Source organism: Roseovarius indicus, from assembly GCF_008728195.1.
Lineage (GTDB): Bacteria > Pseudomonadota > Alphaproteobacteria > Rhodobacterales > Rhodobacteraceae > Roseovarius > Roseovarius indicus.
Genome location: NZ_CP031598.1, coordinates 5,206,776 through 5,223,358, shown reverse-complemented (window position 1 = coordinate 5,223,358; position 16,583 = coordinate 5,206,776). Strand labels below are relative to the sequence as shown.

17 protein-coding genes are annotated in these 16,583 nt (G+C 65.9%); 7 read left to right on the top strand and 10 right to left on the bottom strand.

The features are described from left to right. Positions 1-92 precede the first annotated feature (92 nt). Complete coding sequence (gene polA / locus RIdsm_RS25220; RefSeq protein ID WP_057812333.1) at positions 93-2,894, bottom strand: DNA polymerase I; 2,802 nt, start codon at positions 2,892-2,894, stop codon at positions 93-95. Positions 2,895-3,075: 181 nt separating this feature from the next. On the opposite strand from polA, the gene RIdsm_RS25215 reads away from it, so the two are divergent. Further along, a complete protein-coding gene (locus tag RIdsm_RS25215; protein WP_057812335.1) occupies positions 3,076-3,639 on the top strand; it encodes a GAF domain-containing protein in 564 nt (187 codons plus the stop codon). A 22-nt stretch (positions 3,640-3,661) separates the two neighbouring features. On the opposite strand, the gene RIdsm_RS25210 is transcribed toward RIdsm_RS25215, so the two are convergent. The 3 genes from RIdsm_RS25210 to RIdsm_RS25200 form a co-directional block, all read right to left on the bottom strand. Next, positions 3,662-4,024: a diacylglycerol kinase gene (locus RIdsm_RS25210; protein ID WP_057812337.1), complete on the bottom strand. Its 363-nt coding sequence runs from the start codon at positions 4,022-4,024 to the stop codon at positions 3,662-3,664. Between the two features lie 37 nt (positions 4,025-4,061). Next, positions 4,062-4,766 carry a TIGR02117 family protein gene (locus RIdsm_RS25205; protein ID WP_057812339.1) on the bottom strand — a complete coding sequence of 235 codons (705 nt, stop codon included), beginning with the start codon at positions 4,764-4,766 and terminating at the stop codon, positions 4,062-4,064. Between the two features lie 341 nt (positions 4,767-5,107). Beyond that, positions 5,108-5,770, bottom strand: coding sequence for a YiaD family glycine zipper/OmpA-like lipoprotein (locus tag RIdsm_RS25200; protein ID WP_057812341.1), 663 nt, complete (start codon positions 5,768-5,770; stop codon positions 5,108-5,110). 296 nt (positions 5,771-6,066) lie between these two features. On the opposite strand from RIdsm_RS25200, the gene RIdsm_RS25195 reads away from it, so the two are divergent. Together RIdsm_RS25195 and RIdsm_RS25190 are read left to right on the top strand one after the other, a co-directional pair. Then, positions 6,067-6,729, top strand: a complete 663-nt coding sequence (locus RIdsm_RS25195) for a potassium channel family protein (protein WP_057812343.1) — start codon at positions 6,067-6,069, stop codon at positions 6,727-6,729. A 38-nt stretch (positions 6,730-6,767) separates the two neighbouring features. Beyond that, entirely contained in the window at positions 6,768-8,084 is a 1,317-nt protein-coding gene (locus RIdsm_RS25190) for a TrkH family potassium uptake protein (RefSeq protein WP_236553163.1), read from the top strand. On the opposite strand, the gene RIdsm_RS25185 is transcribed toward RIdsm_RS25190, so the two are convergent. Further along, a complete protein-coding gene (locus tag RIdsm_RS25185; protein ID WP_057812348.1) occupies positions 8,081-8,932 on the bottom strand; it encodes a methylated-DNA--[protein]-cysteine S-methyltransferase in 852 nt (283 codons plus the stop codon). The two genes, RIdsm_RS25190 and RIdsm_RS25185, sit on opposite strands and share 4 nt — an antisense overlap. Positions 8,933-9,034: 102 nt before the next feature. Between RIdsm_RS25185 and nth the strand changes: the two genes are divergently transcribed. Continuing rightward, on the top strand, positions 9,035-9,679 hold the full coding sequence (gene nth / locus RIdsm_RS25180) for an endonuclease III (protein ID WP_057812350.1): 645 nt from the start codon (positions 9,035-9,037) through the stop codon (positions 9,677-9,679). Beyond that, positions 9,676-10,662, top strand: coding sequence for an adenosine kinase (locus RIdsm_RS25175; RefSeq protein WP_057812352.1), 987 nt, complete (start codon positions 9,676-9,678; stop codon positions 10,660-10,662). The genes nth and RIdsm_RS25175 overlap by 4 nt, the downstream gene beginning before the upstream one ends. A gap of 261 nt (positions 10,663-10,923) precedes the next feature. Here RIdsm_RS25175 and RIdsm_RS25170 read toward each other — a convergent pair whose 3' ends face one another. The 4 genes from RIdsm_RS25170 to RIdsm_RS25155 all read right to left on the bottom strand — a co-directional run bounded on the left by RIdsm_RS25170 (position 10,924) and on the right by RIdsm_RS25155 (position 14,081). Further along, positions 10,924-11,742 (bottom strand): phosphate ABC transporter ATP-binding protein, encoded by an 819-nt coding sequence (locus RIdsm_RS25170; RefSeq protein WP_420854105.1) that lies wholly within the window; start codon positions 11,740-11,742, stop codon positions 10,924-10,926. A 118-nt stretch (positions 11,743-11,860) separates the two neighbouring features. Then, positions 11,861-12,280: a hypothetical protein gene (locus RIdsm_RS25165; protein WP_057812354.1), complete on the bottom strand. Its 420-nt coding sequence runs from the start codon at positions 12,278-12,280 to the stop codon at positions 11,861-11,863. A gap of 64 nt (positions 12,281-12,344) precedes the next feature. After that, entirely contained in the window at positions 12,345-13,238 is an 894-nt protein-coding gene (locus RIdsm_RS25160) for a bestrophin family protein (RefSeq protein WP_057812358.1), read from the bottom strand. A 24-nt stretch (positions 13,239-13,262) separates the two neighbouring features. Next, positions 13,263-14,081 (bottom strand): sulfotransferase family protein, encoded by an 819-nt coding sequence (locus tag RIdsm_RS25155; RefSeq protein ID WP_057812360.1) that lies wholly within the window; start codon positions 14,079-14,081, stop codon positions 13,263-13,265. A gap of 150 nt (positions 14,082-14,231) precedes the next feature. On the opposite strand from RIdsm_RS25155, the gene RIdsm_RS25150 reads away from it, so the two are divergent. Together RIdsm_RS25150 and RIdsm_RS25145 are read left to right on the top strand one after the other, a co-directional pair. Then, the gene (locus RIdsm_RS25150; RefSeq protein ID WP_057812361.1) at positions 14,232-15,809 is read left to right on the top strand and encodes a DUF5928 domain-containing protein; all 1,578 of its coding nucleotides are present in this window, start codon (positions 14,232-14,234) and stop codon (positions 15,807-15,809) included. A gap of 12 nt (positions 15,810-15,821) precedes the next feature. Further along, on the top strand, positions 15,822-16,199 hold the full coding sequence (locus tag RIdsm_RS25145; RefSeq protein ID WP_057812363.1) for a histidine triad nucleotide-binding protein: 378 nt from the start codon (positions 15,822-15,824) through the stop codon (positions 16,197-16,199). A 6-nt stretch (positions 16,200-16,205) separates the two neighbouring features. Here the strand turns inward: RIdsm_RS25145 and RIdsm_RS25140 are convergent, their stop codons facing one another. Continuing rightward, a complete protein-coding gene (locus RIdsm_RS25140; RefSeq protein ID WP_057812365.1) occupies positions 16,206-16,577 on the bottom strand; it encodes a cupin domain-containing protein in 372 nt (123 codons plus the stop codon). Positions 16,578-16,583 lie beyond the last annotated feature (6 nt).

Genomic DNA, 16,583 nt, shown 5'->3' with positions numbered 1-16,583 from the left:
TCCAAACGAACGAAGTATAGAATGCAGTTGATTGGGCCTGCATCTAGCCCAACTTCTTGCGTTCTCGTGCTGCTTCTCCCCCGGGACGTGGCTCAGTGGGCCTCGGCCCAGTTGGCGCCCTGGCCGGCGTCGACGACGAGGGGCACGTCGAGGTGGACGGCGGGTTTTGCGGCGCCTTCCATGACGTCTCGGGCGGCGGTGATGACCTTGTCGGCGGCGCCGGATTCGACCTCGAAGAGCAGTTCGTCGTGGACCTGCAGGAGCATCTTGCAGGGCAGCCCCTCGATCGCCGCGGGCATGCGGATCATGGCGCGGCGGATGATGTCGGCGGCGGTGCCCTGAATGGGCGCGTTGATGGCGGCGCGGCGGGCGAAGCCGGCGCGGGGGCCCTTGGCGGAAATTTCCGGCGTGTGGATTTTGCGGCCGAAGAGGGTTTGCACGAAGCCGTGCTCTTTCGCGAACGCCACCGTGTCGTCCATGTAGGTCTTGATGCCCGGGAAGCGCTCGAAATAGCGGTTGATGAAGTCCTGCGCGTCGCCGCGGGGGATGCGGAGCTGGCGGGCGAGGCCGAAGCCGGAAATGCCGTAGATCACGCCGAAATTGATTGCCTTGGCGCGGCGGCGGATTTCCGGGGTCATTTCGTCGAGGGGCACGTCGAACATTTCCGAGGCGGTCATGGCGTGAATGTCGAGCCCGTCGGCGAAGGCCTGTTTGAGCTGTTTGATATCGGCGATATGGGCGAGGATGCGCAGCTCGATCTGGGAGTAGTCGAGGGAGAGGAGCGTCTGGCCCTCGGGGGCGACGAAGGCCTCGCGGATGCGGCGGCCTTCCTCGGTGCGGACGGGGATGTTCTGCAGGTTCGGGTCGGTCGAGGCGAGGCGGCCGGTGCTGGCGCCGGTCTGGACGTAGGAGGTGTGGACGCGGCCTGTGTCGGGGTCGATGTGATCCTGCAGGGCGTCGGTATAGGTGGATTTCAGCTTGGAGAGCTGGCGCCAGTCGAGGATGCGGGCGGGCAGTTCGTGCTCTGTCGCGAGGTCTTCGAGCACGTCGGCGCCGGTGGCATAGGCGCCGGTCTTGCCCTTCTTGCCGCCTTCCAATGACATTTCGTCGAAGAGGATTTCGCCGAGTTGCTTGGGGGAGCCGACGTTGAACTTGCGGCCGGCCAGCGTGTGGATTTCGTCTTCCAGCTGGGCCATCTTCTGGGCGAACTTGCCGGACATGCGCGAGAGCGTGTCGCGGTCGACCTGGATGCCGTGGCGTTCCATCTGGGCGAGCACCGGCACGAGGGGCCGTTCGAGGGTTTCGTAGACGGTGGTGACGCGGGCGGTGTGCAGCTGCGGCTTGAAGATGTGCCAGAGGCGCAGGGTGATATCGGCATCCTCGGCGGCGTAGCCCACGGCCTTGTCGATGGCGACCTTGTCGAAGGTGATGGCGGATTTGCCGGTGCCGAGCAGTTCCTTGATGGGGATCGGCTGATGCGAGAGGTAGCGTTCGGAGAGCGTGTCCATCCCGTGATTGTGGATGCCGGAATTGAGCGCGTAGGACATCAGCATCGTGTCGTCGATGGGGGCGATGCGCACGCCGTTCTGGGCGAAGATCTTGGCGTCGTACTTCATGTTCTGGCCGATCTTGAGGATGGCGTCATCCTCGAGGATCGGCTTGAGGGCGGTCAGGACGGTTTCGGGGTCGAGCTGGCCCTCGGCGCGGGATTCGGAGCTGAAGAGGTCGTCCGAGCCGCCCTCGGTATGGCGCAGGGGGATGTAGCAGGCCTCGCCCGGGGTGACGGCGAGGGAGATGCCGACGAGCGCCGCCTGCATTTCGTTGAGCGAAGTGGTCTCGGTGTCGATGGCGACATAGCCGCGGGCGGTGATGCGGTCGATCCAGACCTGCAGCGCCTCCATCGTCTGGACGTGCTCGTAGGCTGACGGGTCGATGGCGGGCCAGTCGGGGGCCTCCTCGGCCGGGTTGGCGCCGGCGGGGTTGGTGTCTGGGATGACCGGGGCCTCGACATGCAGCGTATCGGCGATGCGCTTGGTGAGGGTGCGGAACTCCATCTCGGTGAGGAAAGACAGGAGCGTGTCGGGGTCGGGCTCCTTGATCTCGAGATCGTCGAGGGTGAATTCCAAAGGCGTGTTGCAGTCGAGCTGGACGAGCTTCTTCGACAGCTCGATCTGTTCGCGCTTCTCGATCAGGGTCTCGCGGCGCTTGGGCTGCTTGATTTCCTCGGCGCGGTCGAGCAGCTCTTCGAGCGAGCCGAACTCGTTGATGAGCAAAGCGGCGGTCTTGATGCCGATGCCGGGGGCGCCCGGCACGTTGTCGACGCTGTCGCCGGCCAGCGCCTGCACGTCGACCACGCGGTCGGGCTTGACGCCGAACTTTTCCTCCACCCCTTCCACGTCGATGCGGCGGTTCTTCATGGCGTCGAGCATCTCGACCCCGTCGCCCACGAGTTGCATCAGGTCCTTGTCGGAGGAGACGATGGTGACCCGCCCGCCCAGGTCGCGCGCCTGGCAGGCGAGGGTGGCGATGATGTCGTCGGCCTCGTAGCCTTCCATCTCCTCGCAGGCGATGTTGAAGGCGCGGGTGGCGTCGCGGGTGAGCGGAATCTGCGGGCGCAGATCCTCTGGCATCTCGTCGCGGTTGGCCTTGTAGAGGTCATACATGTCGTTGCGGAAGGTGTGCGAGCCCTTGTCGAAGATCACCGCGACATGGGTGGGCGCATCGGCGCCGTGATCGTCGGAGACGTAGCGGAAGAGCATGTTGCAGAAGCCCGAGACCGCGCCGATGGGCAGCCCGTCGGATTTGCGGGTGAGCGGCGGCAGGGCGTGGTAGGCGCGGAAAATGAAGGCCGAGCCGTCGATCAGGTGCAGGTGGCAGCCTTTGCCGAATGTCATGCGCGCGCTCCGTGGTCGGGGATTTGTTTGCTTCGCAGATATGCCACGGGTGCGGGCCGGGGGCCAGTGGGCATTCCGGGGTGCTGACAGGGGGTGTCAGCGTGGGGCGGCGTTTACCATTGGTTCACCTTGCCGCGCCATGATCGCGGCACGAGCCCCAAGCCAGCACGGGAGAGAGACCATGGCCGGAAACAGGATGGCGGAGCGCGCCACGCGGGAGAGGATTGGCGAGAGGCCGTTCCGGGATTTCGCGGAAACGCTGCACGCGCTGGAGCTTGTCGACAGCCCGCCGGAGGAGGTGTTCGACAAGTTCACCCGGCTGGTGGCGCGGGTGATGGCGGTGCCGGTGTCGCTGGTCTCGATCATCGACGAGGGGCATGACCGGCAGTTTTTCAAGAGCGCGCTGGGCCTGAGGGGAGATCCTGCGGCGCGGCGCGAGACGCCGCTGTCGCATTCCATCTGCCGGCTGGTGACGCGCGACAACCGCCCGCTGGTGGTCGACCATGCGCCGGGCGATCCGCGGGTCTGCGACATCCCGGCGAGGCCGGTACCGGGGCTGCGGGCCTATCTTGGCGTGCCGATCCACGGCCCGGGGGCGCGGCCGGTTGGGGCGCTCTGCGCGATCGACACGGTGCGGCGGTCCTGGCGGGAGGAGGATGTGGACGTGATGATGGATATCGGCGCCTGCGTGTCCGACCTGATCCGTCTGCGGGCGATGATCGAACGGCGGTTTCGGCAGCGGTAGGCCGGGCGCGCGTGCCACGCGGTCAGGCGAGGACTTTCTCGGAGAGCGCGGCCAGCCAGAGAAGGCCGGGCACCAGCGCCGAAAGGGCCACGGCGAGGGAGCCCATGTCCTTGGCCATGCGCGACAGCTCGTGCCGCTCGGGGCCGATGCGGTCGACCGCGGCCTCGATGGCGGTGTTGAGCACCTCGACGATCAGGACCAGCAGGACCGAGGCGATCAGCAGGGCGTCGCGGGCGATCCAGATGGCGGCGGGGATCGAGAGGAGGGCGAGGATGACCTCGATTCGGAACGCCTCCTCGCTGCGCCAGGCGTCGCGGAAGCCGGCCATGGAATTGCGCCACGCGGCGGCAAGGCGCGGCAGGCCGCTGAGGGATTTCTTGTCCATGTGCGTCTTTCGGTGTCTGCCCCGCCCCGCGGGCAGGTTAGTCAGGCGCGCCCGGGCTGTCGAGGCCGGGGGCGAAGCGGGCGAGCGAGAGGGTGACGGCATAGGGCGTGGGGGTCCAGGCGCCGAAGCGCAGGCCGGCAGCGCGGAGCATGTCGGAGATCCAGGTGTTGCAGGTGCGCAGGATGTCGAAGCGTCCATGGGCGGCGAAGAACCGGTCGGTCGGGCCGAAGCCGGGGCCGGGGATCGGCACGAGCGCGCCGGCGCGGTCGCGGCGGAAGCTGTCGGCGATGGCGGCAAGAAGCTGGCTGTATTGCCCGGCTATGAGGGTCACGGCCGGCAGGTCGAGCCCGTCGCGCAGGGGCCCGGCCACGTCGACCCGCAGCACGGAGGCGTCGCCGGTGAAGCTGCGCCAGACCGCGGCGAGGCTCAGGTCGGCATAGCTGCCGGTGGTGGTGTAGAACTCCCGCGCGCCCCAGCCGATGATCAGCCACTCGGCCCCGGGCGCGTCGACCGGCAGGCCGTGCGGCCCGAGCGGGGCAAAGGCGGCGCGGGTCTCGGCGGTGAGCGGCAGGAGGACATCGTAATGGATGGGCCCGGCGACCAGCAGGATGGTCACGGGCGGGCCATCCTTGGCGGATGCCTCCTGCACCCGGCCGGGGATCACGGCGCCAACGGCGGCGGCCAGCAGATACAGGCCGACGAGCGCCGGCAGGAGGAGCGCCGCGCGGCCGATCAGGCGCATGGGTGTTTCAGACCAGAACGACGCAGGGGGCGGATCACCCCGTTTCCCGGGCCAGAATTACATGCTGCCATCGACCGGGGAAACGGGGCTTCACCTTGCACGCCCATCGGCTCTCCAGCCTGTGGCGCATCCTCAGTCAAGCGCATCCCGGTTAAGAAGTGGTGAACGCCAAGCTTCATCTTGCCGAAAATACTCCCGCCGGAGGCTCCCGAACTCGCCGGGCTCATAACCCTCTCGGCTCTGTCGCTGCCACCGCCAGGGGCGCCCCGTTTTCTTTCTGAAAGAAAACGGCCCCGGAAAATCCCATTTTCCGAGGCCGCTGTCATGGGGCGAGGGCGTCCTCACGACGTCGGCAGGATCACGATCTCGACGCGGCGGTTCTGGGCGCGGCCTTCCTCGGTGAGGTTGGAGGCGACGGGCTGGTCCTCGCCGCGGCCGAAGGATTCGATCCGGTTGAAGGAGACGCCGCCCGACATCAGCACGTCGGAGACCGCGTTCGCCCGGCGCTCGGACAGGCCCTGGTTGTAGGCGGCGCTGCCGGTGTTGTCGGTGTGGCCGATCACCTGCACGCGCGATTGCGGGTATTCCTTGAGACTGTTCGCCACGGTCAGCAGGTCGCCGCGCAGCGCGCTGTTCACGGTCGAGCTGTCGACGGCGAACAGGATGTCCTGCGGCATGGTCACGATCAGGCGGTCGCCGGTGTTGCGGATGCCGATGCGGTCGTTTTCGAGCTGACGGCGGAGGTCGGCTTCCTGCTGGTCGAGGAAGCTGCCGGCAATGGCGCCGGTGGCCGCGCCGGCGAGGCCGCCGATGACCGCGCCCTTGCCCTTGTCGTCGGAGGTCAACGCGCCGACGCCGGCACCGAGGATGCCGCCCAGCAGGGCGCCCTGCTTGGTCTGCCGGTTGGGGTCGTTCGGGCCCATCGCGCCGGGGTCGGTACAGGCCGTCACCGCCAGAAGCGATGTGGCGGTCAGGAGGGTGAGAGAGGTGCGTGCTCGGGTCATGTGGTGGCCTCGTTCCGTTGTCCGGTTTTGCTCCGGGTATGGAGGCATAATAGGCGAGAGGCCGCCGTTACCCAAGAGGCGGTCGGTAAAGAAATTGGCAGAACTCCGCGCAGGGGTGCGGGGCACGGGCCCGTGCCGTGTCAAGGGAAGGCCGATGGCGGAATTCCGCCAAGGGGTGAGGATACCGCTGTACCTCGGCATCGGGAGTGTCATGTTCCGCCGTACCTCGGCCGGGCCCGGACCGTCGCGCCAACGAACGGCGGCCGCCCCCGGCGATGCAATTGGGGAACCCTGACATGCCCAAGGAAACGCGAAGCTTTGCCGTGCTCGGTCTCGGCGGGTTCGGCAGTACGGTCGCGCTGGAGCTGGCGCGGTTCGGCAACCGGGTGATCGGTGCCGATCTCGACGAGCGCAAGGTGTCGCGCATGGTGCCGCACCTGCATTCGGCGATCATCCTCGACGCCACCGACGAGGCCGCGATGCGCGAGGCCGGGATCGACCGGTATGACGTGGCGCTGGTGGCCATTGGCCGGGATATCAAGGCAAGCATCCTGGCGACGATGAACCTGCGGCTTCTGGGGGTCGGCACGATCTGGTCGAAGGCGTCGGACAGGACGCATCACCGGATCTTGTCGAAGCTGGGCGCCGACCGGGTGATATTGCCCGAGCAGGAGATGGGCCGGCACAGCGCCCAGATGCTGCATAACCCGGCGGTGCAGGATTACGTGAGCCTCGGCAACGGGTTCAGCGTGGTGAACATCATCGTGCCCGAGAAGCTGGATGGCGAGGCCGTGTCGGCGCTGGCCATCGGGTCGGAGCATGACATCCGCCTGCTGGGGATCATGCGGGGGACCGAGTATCTCGAGGGGGTCGGGGAGGAGACGCTGCTGGAACAGGGCGACAAGCTGATCATGCTGGGCCGGCGCGCCGATCTGCGGCAGTTCGGCCGGCGGCTCTGAGCGCCCCGGTCATGCTGCGCTTTCCACCGCGACTGGTGATGCGTTTTTCAAGGATGCCGCCGCCGCTGATCCTGGCGGCGGTCTATGGCGTGCTGGTTCTGGCGGGCGCGGCCGTTCTGAAGATGCCGATGTCGCACGTGGTGCCGATGAGCTGGTCGGATGCGATCTTTACCGCCACCTCGGCCGTGACGGTGACGGGGCTGGCGGTGATCGATACCGGGGGCGACCTGACCTTTTTCGGGCAGGGGGTTCTGCTGCTGCTCATACAGCTGGGCGGGCTGGGCCTGATGACCTTTGCCGTGCTGGTGCTGGGGGCGCTGGGCCTGCCGGTGGGGATCACCGGGCATATCTATCTGCGGGAGGATCTGAACCAGACCTCGTTCGGGCGGCTGAAAAAGCTGGTGCGGATCATCCTGAAGGTGGTTCTTGTCTGCGAGGGGGCCGGGGCGGCGTTGCTGGCGCTGGTCTTCGTGCCGGAATACGGGCTGGCGAGGGGGCTGTGGGAGGCGGTGTTCCACTCGGTTTCGGCCTTCAACAACGCCGGCTTCTCGACCTTTCCCGAGGGGCTCGTGCCCTATGCGACCGATCCGGTGGTGAATATCGTCATTCCGTTTCTCTTCATCACCGGGGGGATCGGCTATGTCGTCTTGCAGGACATCTTTCGCGAGCGGCGGTGGCAGAGCTGGAGCCTGCATACGCGGATCATGCTGACCGGGACGGCGGTGCTGATCGTGTGGTCGGTGGGGTGTTTCGCGGTGCTGGAATGGAGCAACCCCGCCACGCTGGGCCAGCATGACAGCGCCATCGCCCGGCTGACGGTGAGCTGGTTCCAGGGGGTGACGACACGGACGGCGGGATTCAACACCACCGATATCGGCGGGTTGCATGACAGCACGTCGCTGATGGTGATTTCGCTGATGCTGATCGGGGGCGGGCCGACCTCGACCGCGGGCGGGATCAAGGTGACGACCTTCGTGGTGATGATCCTGGCAACGCTGGCCTTCTTCCGGCGGCAGACGCAGCTTCATGCCTTCGGGTGGAGCATCGGCCTCGAACAGGTGCTGAAGGTGATGGCGCTGACGGCGATCAGCGTGCTGATCGTGTTCGTGGGCGTCTTCCTTGTCACCGCGTCGCATGACGGGCATTTCCTCGATATCGCCTTCGAGGTGGCCAGCGCGTTTGGCACGGTGGGCCTGTCGCGGGGCTATACCGGCGAGCTTTCGGAGTTCGGGCGGGCGGTGATCGGGGCGATCATGTTCATCGGCCGGGTCGGGCCGCTGACGCTGGGCTACTTCCTGGCAACGCGAGTGGCGCCAAGGGTGCGCTATCCGGAGGGGCAGGTGTACCTGGGTTAACCCGCCTCGGCGCGGGCGGATTCCCAGGCGAGAATGGCGCGTTTGACGGGCAGGCCCCAGTGATAGCCGCCCAGCTCGCCGGATTTGCGGAGCGCGCGGTGGCAGGGGATCAGGAAGCTGATCGGGTTGCGGCCCACGGCGGTGCCGACGGCGCGCACGGCGCGGGGCTTGCCGATGGCCTGGGCGATCTCGGAATAGGTGGTGACCTGGCCGGAGGGGACCTGGAGAAGCGCCTCCCAAACCTTGATCTGGAAGGGGGCGCCGATGAGGTAGAGGGGAGCTATCTCGCGCTCCTGTCCGTTGGCGCCGAAGGCGGCGAGCGCCCAGGGGCGGAGCATCATCGGGTCTTCGACGAAACGTGCGTTGGGCCAGCGCGAGATCATGTCTTCCATCGCGGCCTCTTCGCCGGTTTCGCTGGCGAAGCCGACGCCGCAGATGCCCTTTTCGGTGGCCATGACGAGGGCGAGGCCGAAGGGGCTGTCGAACCAGCCCCAGTAGACGGTGAGCCCCTCGCCGCGGCGGGCGAATTCGCCGGGGCTCATGGCTTCCCAGCGGAGAAAGAGATCGTGCAGGCGGCCGGAGCCGGAGAGGCCCAGCTCATGCGCCGTTTCCAGCGTGGTGAAGCGCTCGGCCAGCAGGGCCTTGGCCTGACCCAGTGCGAGGTATTGCTGATACCGCTTGGGCGAGACGCCGACCCATTGGGTGAAAAGCCGCTGGAAATGGGCGGGGCTCATGTTCATGTCGCGCGCCAGGTCGTTCAGGGGCAGAGGGCCCTCGGCCCCGTCGATCAGGTCGATTGCGCGGCGCATGACGTGGTAGTGGTAGCTTTGTTGCGGCTCTGCGTTCATCGTGGCGTTTCCTTGGGCTCTGGCCAGTATATCTATCCGCTGGCCCGGCGACGGGCGACCCGAATGTTGCGCATTGCCCCGATTGCGGGCATGAGAGGGGGCATGGCCGCACAGCTTGACTATCATACGATGCGCGAGATCTTCACCCGGTTCCGCGAGGCGGAGCCGGAGCCGAAGGGCGAGCTGCATCATGTGAACGCCTTCACGCTGGTCGTGGCGGTGGCGCTGTCGGCGCAGGCGACGGATGCGGGGGTGAACAAGGCCACCGCGGAGCTGTTCAAAATCGCCGACACGCCCGAGAAGATGCTGGCTTTGGGCGAGGAGGGGCTGATCGCGCATATCAAGACGATCGGGCTTTACCGCAACAAGGCGAAGAACGTCATGAAGCTGTCGCGCATCCTGGCCGAAGAGTATGGCGGCGAGGTGCCCAATTCGCGGGCGGCGCTGCAATCGCTGCCCGGCGTGGGGCGGAAGACGGCGAACGTGGTGCTCAACATGTGGTGGCGGTACCCGGCACAGGCGGTGGATACGCATATCTTCCGTGTCGGCAACCGCACGGGTATCTGCCCGGGCAAGGACGTCAACGCCGTCGAGCGCGCCATCGAGGACAACGTGCCGGTCGACTTCCAGCTTCACGCGCATCACTGGCTGATCCTGCACGGCCGGTACCACTGCAAGGCGCGCAAACCGATGTGCGCCACCTGTCTCATTCGAGATCTCTGCCAATTCGAGGAAAAAACTCTATGACCAAGTACCAAGCCGTCGGCATCGGCAATGCCGTTGTCGATGTCATTTCGCAATGCGACGACCACTTCCTTTCGACGATGGGAATCGAGAAGGGGATCATGCAGCTGATCGAACAGGACCGCGGCGAGCTGCTTTATGGCGAGATGCGGAACCGCACGCAGATGTCGGGCGGCTCGGTCGCCAACACCATCGCCGGGCTGGGGGCGCTGGGCCTGAAGACCGGCTTCATCGGCCGGGTGAAGGACGATGAGCTGGGCCGGTTCTATGCCAGCGAGATGGCGGATGTGGGCACGGATTTCGTGAACACGCCTGTGTCGGGGGGCGAGTTGCCGACCTCGCGCTCGATGATCTTCGTGACGCCGGATGGCGAGCGGTCGATGAACACCTACCTGGGCATTTCCACCGAGCTGGGGCCCGATGACGTCGATGACGACGTGGCGGGGCAGGCGGGGCTGTTGTTCCTCGAGGGGTATCTCTTCGACAAGGACAAGGGGAAAGAGGCGTTCCTGGCCGCCGCACGGGCCTGCCGGGCCGGGGGCGGGCGCGCGGGGATCGCGTTGAGCGACCCGTTCTGCGTGAACCGGCACCGGGACGATTTCCGCAAGCTGGTGACGGAGCTGGATTACGTGATCGGGAACGAGCACGAGTGGCTGGCCTTGTACGAGACCGAGGACCTTGGCGCGGCGCTGGAACAGGCGGCGGCCGATAGCGGGCTGATCGTCTGCACCCGGTCGGGGCATGACGTGGTGCTGGTCGAGGGCGACGAGACGGTGAAGGTGCCGGTCGACAGCATCACGCCGGTCGATGCCACCGGCGCGGGGGACCAGTTCGCGGCGGGGTTCCTTTACGGTGTCGCCACGGGCAAGCCGCTGGCGGTGTCGGGGCGGATGGGCTGCATCGCGGCGGCCGAGGTCATCAGCCATTACGGCGCGCGGCCCGAGAAGGACGTCAAGGCGCTGTTCGAGGCGGAAGGGCTGCTCTGACGGCACTTCCCTTTCCGGCGGCACGCGGCTTGGCTGCCGTCGGAATTGGATATTTGGACCAAGAAGAAGCTCGGGGTGCGCGCCCGGCCCTCGGCGGCGGTGCCGGAAAACCGGGCGCGACTTCTCCTTGGGCGGTCATCGGCTTCCCAGCCTGTACCGCACCTATGAGTCAATCACCTCATGGTTAATAAACCCTTGCTTCTTCTTGGGAAAAATATCCCGGGGTGAATTGGCCCGCAGGGCCAAGAGGGGCAGCGCCCCTCAGCCGAGCTTGCCTTCCACGAAACGCCGCGCCTCTTTCGTGCGGGGGGCGGTGAAGACCTGGTCTGTGGACCCAAGCTCGAGCAGGCGGCCGAGGTGGAAATAGGCGACGCGGTCGGCGACGCGTTTGGCTTCCATCATCGAGTGGGTGACGACGACGATGGCGTGGTCGGTCTTGAGGGTCAGCATCAGCTGTTCGACCTTGGCCGTGGCGATCGGGTCGATGGAGCCGGTGGGTTCGTCCATCAGCAGCACGTCCGGTTGGGTCGAGAGGGCGCGGGCGATGCAGAGGCGCTGTTGCTGGCCGCCCGACAGCTCGGTGCCGTCCATGTCGTGGAGGTGATCCTTGACCTCGTCCCAGAGATGGGCGCGGCGGAGGCAGTCTTCGACATGGGCCTCGAGCTCGGCGCGGGAGCGCATCAGGCCGTGGAGGCGGGCGCCGTAGGCCACGTTCTGCCAGATGGTCGCCGGGAAGGGGTTGGGTTTCTGCGCGACCCAGCCGAAGCGGCGGCGGTGCATCGGCGGGTCGATGCAGGGGTCGTTGATGTCCTGCCCGTCCATCTCGATGCGGCCGGTGAGGCGGATGTCGCGGGTGCCGTCATGCATCCGGTTGAGGCATTTGAGCGCCGTCGACTTGCCGCAGCCCGAGGGGCCGATGAAGGCGAGGATTTCGTTCGGGTAGAGATCGAAGCTGACATCGATCAGGGCCTGCTTGTCGCCGTACCAGAGGTTGACGTTGCGCAGGCTCATCAGTGGCGGGCGGTTCGAGATCTGCCCCATGGGCAGGGGCGCGGGGGCGGTTTGGGGGTGCAGGTTCATCGGGCGTCTCCCTTGCGGTTTGGCAAAGGATGCCACCGCTCCGTGACGCCCGATCCGACCTGGATCAAGGAATCGAAATCTTCATGAAACCTTCACGAAACGCGCCCCCGGGGCGGTGTCAGCGCGTGCAGTTGATGTTGGTCATGTGGGTGTTGCCGCGAAACTGGAAATACATGGTTTGCGGGTCGGACATGATGACCGGGAGCTGGAACGGCTGCTGGCCGCTGCCGGCGCGGTACATGGTGCCGGAGAAGACCACCTCGGCGCTGCCGAAGCCGGGCTGGTAGCCGTATTGCCCCTGCATCTGAACCGGGATGCGGCCGACCACCGGGTTGTCGTAGAACCCGTCGGCCGTGAAGCTGGTGTCGGGCTGGGCGTAAAGCCGAAACTCCCAGTAATGCAGGTCGAGGGGCTGGCCGCTGAAGGGCTCCATCGCGTAGCGGCAGTACCACGAGCCGGCAAACCTGTCGGTCTGCGCCGCTGCGAGACCGGCCTGCCAGAAGAGGGCGAGGGCAATGATGAATAGGCGTTTCGGCATGGGCTGCGGCCTTTGGCAGGATGGCCGATGATAGCGCCGCGCGGGCGATCTGCCTAGCCGGTGTTCAGGTCAGCACGCCCTTGACCGGCGCCAGAGGCGGCGGGGCGGGCCGGCCGAGCGCCTCGGAGGCGGAGATTTCCATCACCCGGCACATGGCGTGGAGCGGCAGGCCGTTCTCGACATTGTGGAAGGGCTGTTCGAGCTCGCGGGTCACCGCCTGCAGGCCGAAGAAGACATAGGCGACGATGGCGGCAAGCAGGGGCGTGAACCAGCCCGCCTGTTCGGCCAGGGCAAATGGCAGCAGGAAGCAGTAGAGGTAGGTCGTGCGGCGCACCAGCAGGGAATAGACGAAGGGCAGGGGCGTGGTGGCGATGCGTTCGCCGCCCGCTTGCGCCAGCCCCATGGCCGAGAGGGTGCGCGAGAGGGTCATGCGGGCGTAGCCGTCAAGCTCGGCCTCGGCGAGGGCCGCGTTGAGGCGCGACAGGGCGGCGTCGGCGGGGTTGGGCCGGGCGAGCAGCGCGTCGGCCTCGGCTTCGCCGATCCAGGGGGCGATGTCGGCGCGGGTGTCGTCGCCGCGCAGGGCGCCACGGTGGAGATGGGCGAAGGCCACCGCGTTCGACAGGACGCGGGCGTGCAGGGCGGCATCGGGGGAAAACAGCGTGACCTGCCGGCCGAGGTTGCGGATTTCGGCGATGAGCTGGCCCCAGAGGCCGCGGGCTTCCCACCAGCGGTCATAGGCGGCGTTGTTGCGGAAGCCGAGGAACAGCGAGAGCGCGATGCCGAAGACGCCGATGGCCGAGATCGACACGTGGGGCAGGGGCAGGGCGAGCTTGTCGATGGAGAGGATCGCCGCCGAGAGCGCCGCGACGGCGAGGATCTTGTGCAGGATGCGGGGCACGATGGAGCCCTGCATCTCGAGGAAGAGGCGCAGTGCCGAGGGCTGGTCGAGCACGATCATCGGGGGGCCTTTCGCCGGGGCGCGTCAGTCGCCGAGCTTGGCGTGGACTTCGTCGAGGTCGATCTCGCCCGTGGGCATCTTGTTGGCGGGGTTGTCGACATCGTATTTGAAGAGGTCGAAATCGCGTTTGTAGATTTCGTAGACGAGGTGCATCGAGAGGTCGTCGAAATAGTCCTCGACCGGGTGGGCGCGCTTGGGCCCGTGGCCTTCGCTTTCGTTGAAGCGGGGGATGGAGGCGAGGTCGACCGTGTGGGGCGTTTCGATGGAGTCGAGCACGTGCTGCATGCCTTCGTTGAACGCTTCGGTCCAGAAGATGCGGTCGTAGCGGCCGCCGTTGACGATGAAGGTGGAGACGTGGCCGGACATGGCCGACCAGTGAATGTCGGGGTCCATCGGGCGTTTCCAGCGGATGGTGTCGCGGGCGAAGAGGAGGAAGCGCCGGAAGCTCTGGATCTGGTCGAACTCGTCCTTGCCGTCGTCGCCGCCGACCTCGACGCCGTATTTCTGTACCAGCAGCGGGACAAGCTTGCCGCGGTAGCGTTTGCCGTTGCGCTGGATGCCGCAGATCTTGTCGAAGAAGCTGGAGAGGATGCGGGTGTAGGGGTTGCGCACGCAGGTGAAGGCATAGGATTTATGCGCCTGCACGTTGGCGCGGATGAGCGGCTGGCTGTCTTCGCGGGCCCATTTGTGCAGCCCGTCGACCGCGTCGTGAATGTCACCGTCGAAGAATTCGCCGTGGTCGGAATAGTACATGATCTGACCGATCGTCGAGCAGGCGCATTTCGGCACCACGCGATAGACGACGCTTTCGCTTTCGGTCATCCATGTGCCCGGAAACCCCATATTTCTGCCTCCACCTTCACTCGCCGCCTTTTTTTTGCGGCTTCAGCTTTGTAGCCTGAGGAAAATCGCCGCGAAAGGACGTTTCTTCAAGGCGTCTTCATGTCTATCACTGTACGCAATAAAGATAATATCGGGTAGCTCGTTCACGTCATGGCAAGAATTGCCTTCATCCTTCTGTGCCATAAAGACCCCGACGCCATCATCCGTCAGGCCGAGATGCTGACGGCGGTGGGCGATTACATGTCGATCCATTTCGATGCGCGGGCGAAGACGGAGCATTACCGCAAGATCAGGTCGGCGCTGGCCGACAACCCCAACGTGACCTTTGCGCGCAAGCGGATCAGGTGCGGCTGGGGGGAATGGTCGCTGGTGCAGGCCTCGATCCATGCCGTCGAGGCGGCGTTGGAGGCGTTTCCGCGGGCCACGCATTTCTACATGCTGTCGGGGGATTGCATGGCGGTGAAATCGGCCGCCTTTGCGCATGAGTTTCTCGACAATGACGACGCCGATTACATCGAGAGCTTCGATTTCTTCGAGAGCGACTGGATCAAGACCGGGATCAAGGAAGACCGGTTGATCTATCGGCATTACTTCAACGAGCGGGTGCAGAAGAAGCGGTTCTATGCCGCCTATCACCTGCAGAAGAAGCTGGGGCTGACGCGGTCGGTGCCGGCCGATCTGCAGATTCAGATCGGGAGCCAGTGGTGGTGCCTGCGGCGGCGGACGATCGAGTGGATTCTCGACTTCACGCGGAAGCGGCGCGACGTGATGCGGTTCTTCGCGACGACGTGGATTCCGGACGAGACGTTTTTCCAGACGCTGGTTCGGCACCTGGTGCCGGAGAAGGAGATCCGGACGCGGACGCTGACCTTCCTGATGTTCACCGATTACGGGATGCCGGTGACCTTCTACAACGATCACTATGACCTGCTGCTGTCGCAGGATGCGTTGTTCGCGCGGAAGATCAGCCCCGAGGCGACCGAGCTGAAGACGCGGCTTGGGGCGCTTTATGCCAACGAGGAGGCCACCTTTCAGATCTCGGACGAGGGCCGGAACCTTTACAAGTTCCTGACCGGGCGGGGCCGGGTCGGGCGGCGGTTTGCCAGCCGGTTCTGGGAGACGGAAAGCTCGCTTGGCCGGGAGCGCGAGCTGATGATCGTGATCTGCAAGAAATGGCACGTGGCGAAGCGGGTGATCCAGCGGATCCGGCAGGTGGCGAACGTGCCGACCATCGATTACCTCTTCAACGAGGAGGATACGCCGCTGCCCGATCTCGGGGGGATCCAGGCGACGCTTGGGAAGAGGACGCGGCACCGGCGGGCGTTGATGCGGATGCTGTTCGACTATTTCGACACGGATCGGCTGATCGTGTGCATGGACCCGTCGAACCTCGAGCTGTTGCATGACTTCGCCGGGGACCGGTCGACGACCAAGATGCTGGAAATCCAGTGCGAGTTCACCGACGCCTACCTGACCGGGCATGCCAAGCGGGTGGGGCTGGCGGGCGAGCAGACCTCGGCCGCGACGCTGGAGCGGCTGTTGCCGACGATCCGGGGCGACATGACCTATGAGAGCGACCGGATCAGGGATGCCGATTTCGAGCATCACAGCGTGATCCGCGAAGGCGCGGAACCCGACGAGAACGCGCCGCAGATTGCGCGCTTCCTTGATATCCCGCCCGAGAAGGCGCTAGAGATTGCGGAAACGCCGAAACTTTTCGCTGACTAGGATTTCCCCGCCATGCCCTTCGCCTATGACGACCAGAACATCTTTGCCAAGATCCTTCGCGGCGAGATTCCGAACGATACGGTGCTTGAGACCGAGTATACGCTGGCTTTCAACGACATCGAGCCGCAGGCGCCGGTGCATGTGCTGGTGATCCCGAAGGGGCCGTATGTGAGCCATGACCATTTTGCGAGCGAGGCTTCGGAGGCCGAGCTGGTGGATTTCATGCGCGCGACGGCGGCGGTGTGCCGCGAGACCGGCGTGACGCTGGAAGAGGGCGAGGGGTTTCGCACCATTTCCAACGCCGGGGCGCATGGCGTGCAGGAAGTGCCGCATTTCCACCTGCATATCCTTGGCGGGCGATCCATGGGTCGGATGCTCTCGAAGGACTGAGGCCGGTCAGAAGCCGCCGGGTTTGTGGCCGAAGAAGACCTTGGTCACGTCCTCGTCGATCTGCCAGGTGACGCGCATCCCGTCACGGGTGAAATGCGTGTCGCCGGGGCCGAGCGTGGCGGTTTCGCCGGTGGCGTGATCGGTCAGGCGGCAGCGGCCGCTGAGGATGGTCATCATCTCGTCGCCCTGCTCGGTGCAGTCGAAGATGCCTTTCGTGCAGTGCCAGATACCCAGTCGGGTGGGATGCCCCGGCCCGCCGGCGTCGAGCCGGCCGGAGGCCTTGGGCGTGCCCTCGCGGATCACGTAATCGCTTTCGGGGCTGTCGAAGGGCCATGGTGTGAGCGGGCCCGGCGCCATGTCCTTCGGGTAGCCGATCATGCGGGG

Excerpts from the sequence above, each read along its gene's own strand:
- RIdsm_RS25165 (WP_057812354.1), bottom strand. The coding sequence starts at position 12,280 with ATGCCGAAACGCCTATTCATCATTGCCCTCGCCCTCTTCTGGCAGGCC.
- RIdsm_RS25205 (WP_057812339.1), bottom strand. The coding sequence starts at position 4,766 with ATGCGCCTGATCGGCCGCGCGGCGCTCCTCCTGCCGGCGCTCGTCGGC.
- RIdsm_RS25170 (WP_420854105.1), bottom strand. The coding sequence starts at position 11,742 with ATGAACCTGCACCCCCAAACCGCCCCCGCGCCCCTGCCCATGGGGCAG.
- RIdsm_RS25200 (WP_057812341.1), bottom strand. The coding sequence starts at position 5,770 with ATGACCCGAGCACGCACCTCTCTCACCCTCCTGACCGCCACATCGCTT.
- RIdsm_RS25210 (WP_057812337.1), bottom strand. The coding sequence starts at position 4,024 with ATGGACAAGAAATCCCTCAGCGGCCTGCCGCGCCTTGCCGCCGCGTGG.
- RIdsm_RS25215 (WP_057812335.1), top strand. The coding sequence starts at position 3,076 with ATGGCCGGAAACAGGATGGCGGAGCGCGCCACGCGGGAGAGGATTGGC.
- RIdsm_RS25145 (WP_057812363.1), top strand. The coding sequence starts at position 15,822 with ATGCCCTTCGCCTATGACGACCAGAACATCTTTGCCAAGATCCTTCGC.
- RIdsm_RS25150 (WP_057812361.1), top strand. The coding sequence starts at position 14,232 with ATGGCAAGAATTGCCTTCATCCTTCTGTGCCATAAAGACCCCGACGCC.
- RIdsm_RS25185 (WP_057812348.1), bottom strand. The coding sequence starts at position 8,932 with ATGAACGCAGAGCCGCAACAAAGCTACCACTACCACGTCATGCGCCGC.
- RIdsm_RS25140 (WP_057812365.1), bottom strand. The coding sequence starts at position 16,577 with ATGATCGGCTACCCGAAGGACATGGCGCCGGGCCCGCTCACACCATGG.
- polA (WP_057812333.1), bottom strand. The coding sequence starts at position 2,894 with ATGACATTCGGCAAAGGCTGCCACCTGCACCTGATCGACGGCTCGGCC.
- RIdsm_RS25160 (WP_057812358.1), bottom strand. The coding sequence starts at position 13,238 with ATGATCGTGCTCGACCAGCCCTCGGCACTGCGCCTCTTCCTCGAGATG.
- nth (WP_057812350.1), top strand. The coding sequence starts at position 9,035 with ATGGCCGCACAGCTTGACTATCATACGATGCGCGAGATCTTCACCCGG.
- RIdsm_RS25155 (WP_057812360.1), bottom strand. The coding sequence starts at position 14,081 with ATGGGGTTTCCGGGCACATGGATGACCGAAAGCGAAAGCGTCGTCTAT.
- RIdsm_RS25175 (WP_057812352.1), top strand. The coding sequence starts at position 9,676 with ATGACCAAGTACCAAGCCGTCGGCATCGGCAATGCCGTTGTCGATGTC.
- RIdsm_RS25195 (WP_057812343.1), top strand. The coding sequence starts at position 6,067 with ATGCCCAAGGAAACGCGAAGCTTTGCCGTGCTCGGTCTCGGCGGGTTC.
- RIdsm_RS25190 (WP_236553163.1), top strand. The coding sequence starts at position 6,768 with ATGCGTTTTTCAAGGATGCCGCCGCCGCTGATCCTGGCGGCGGTCTAT.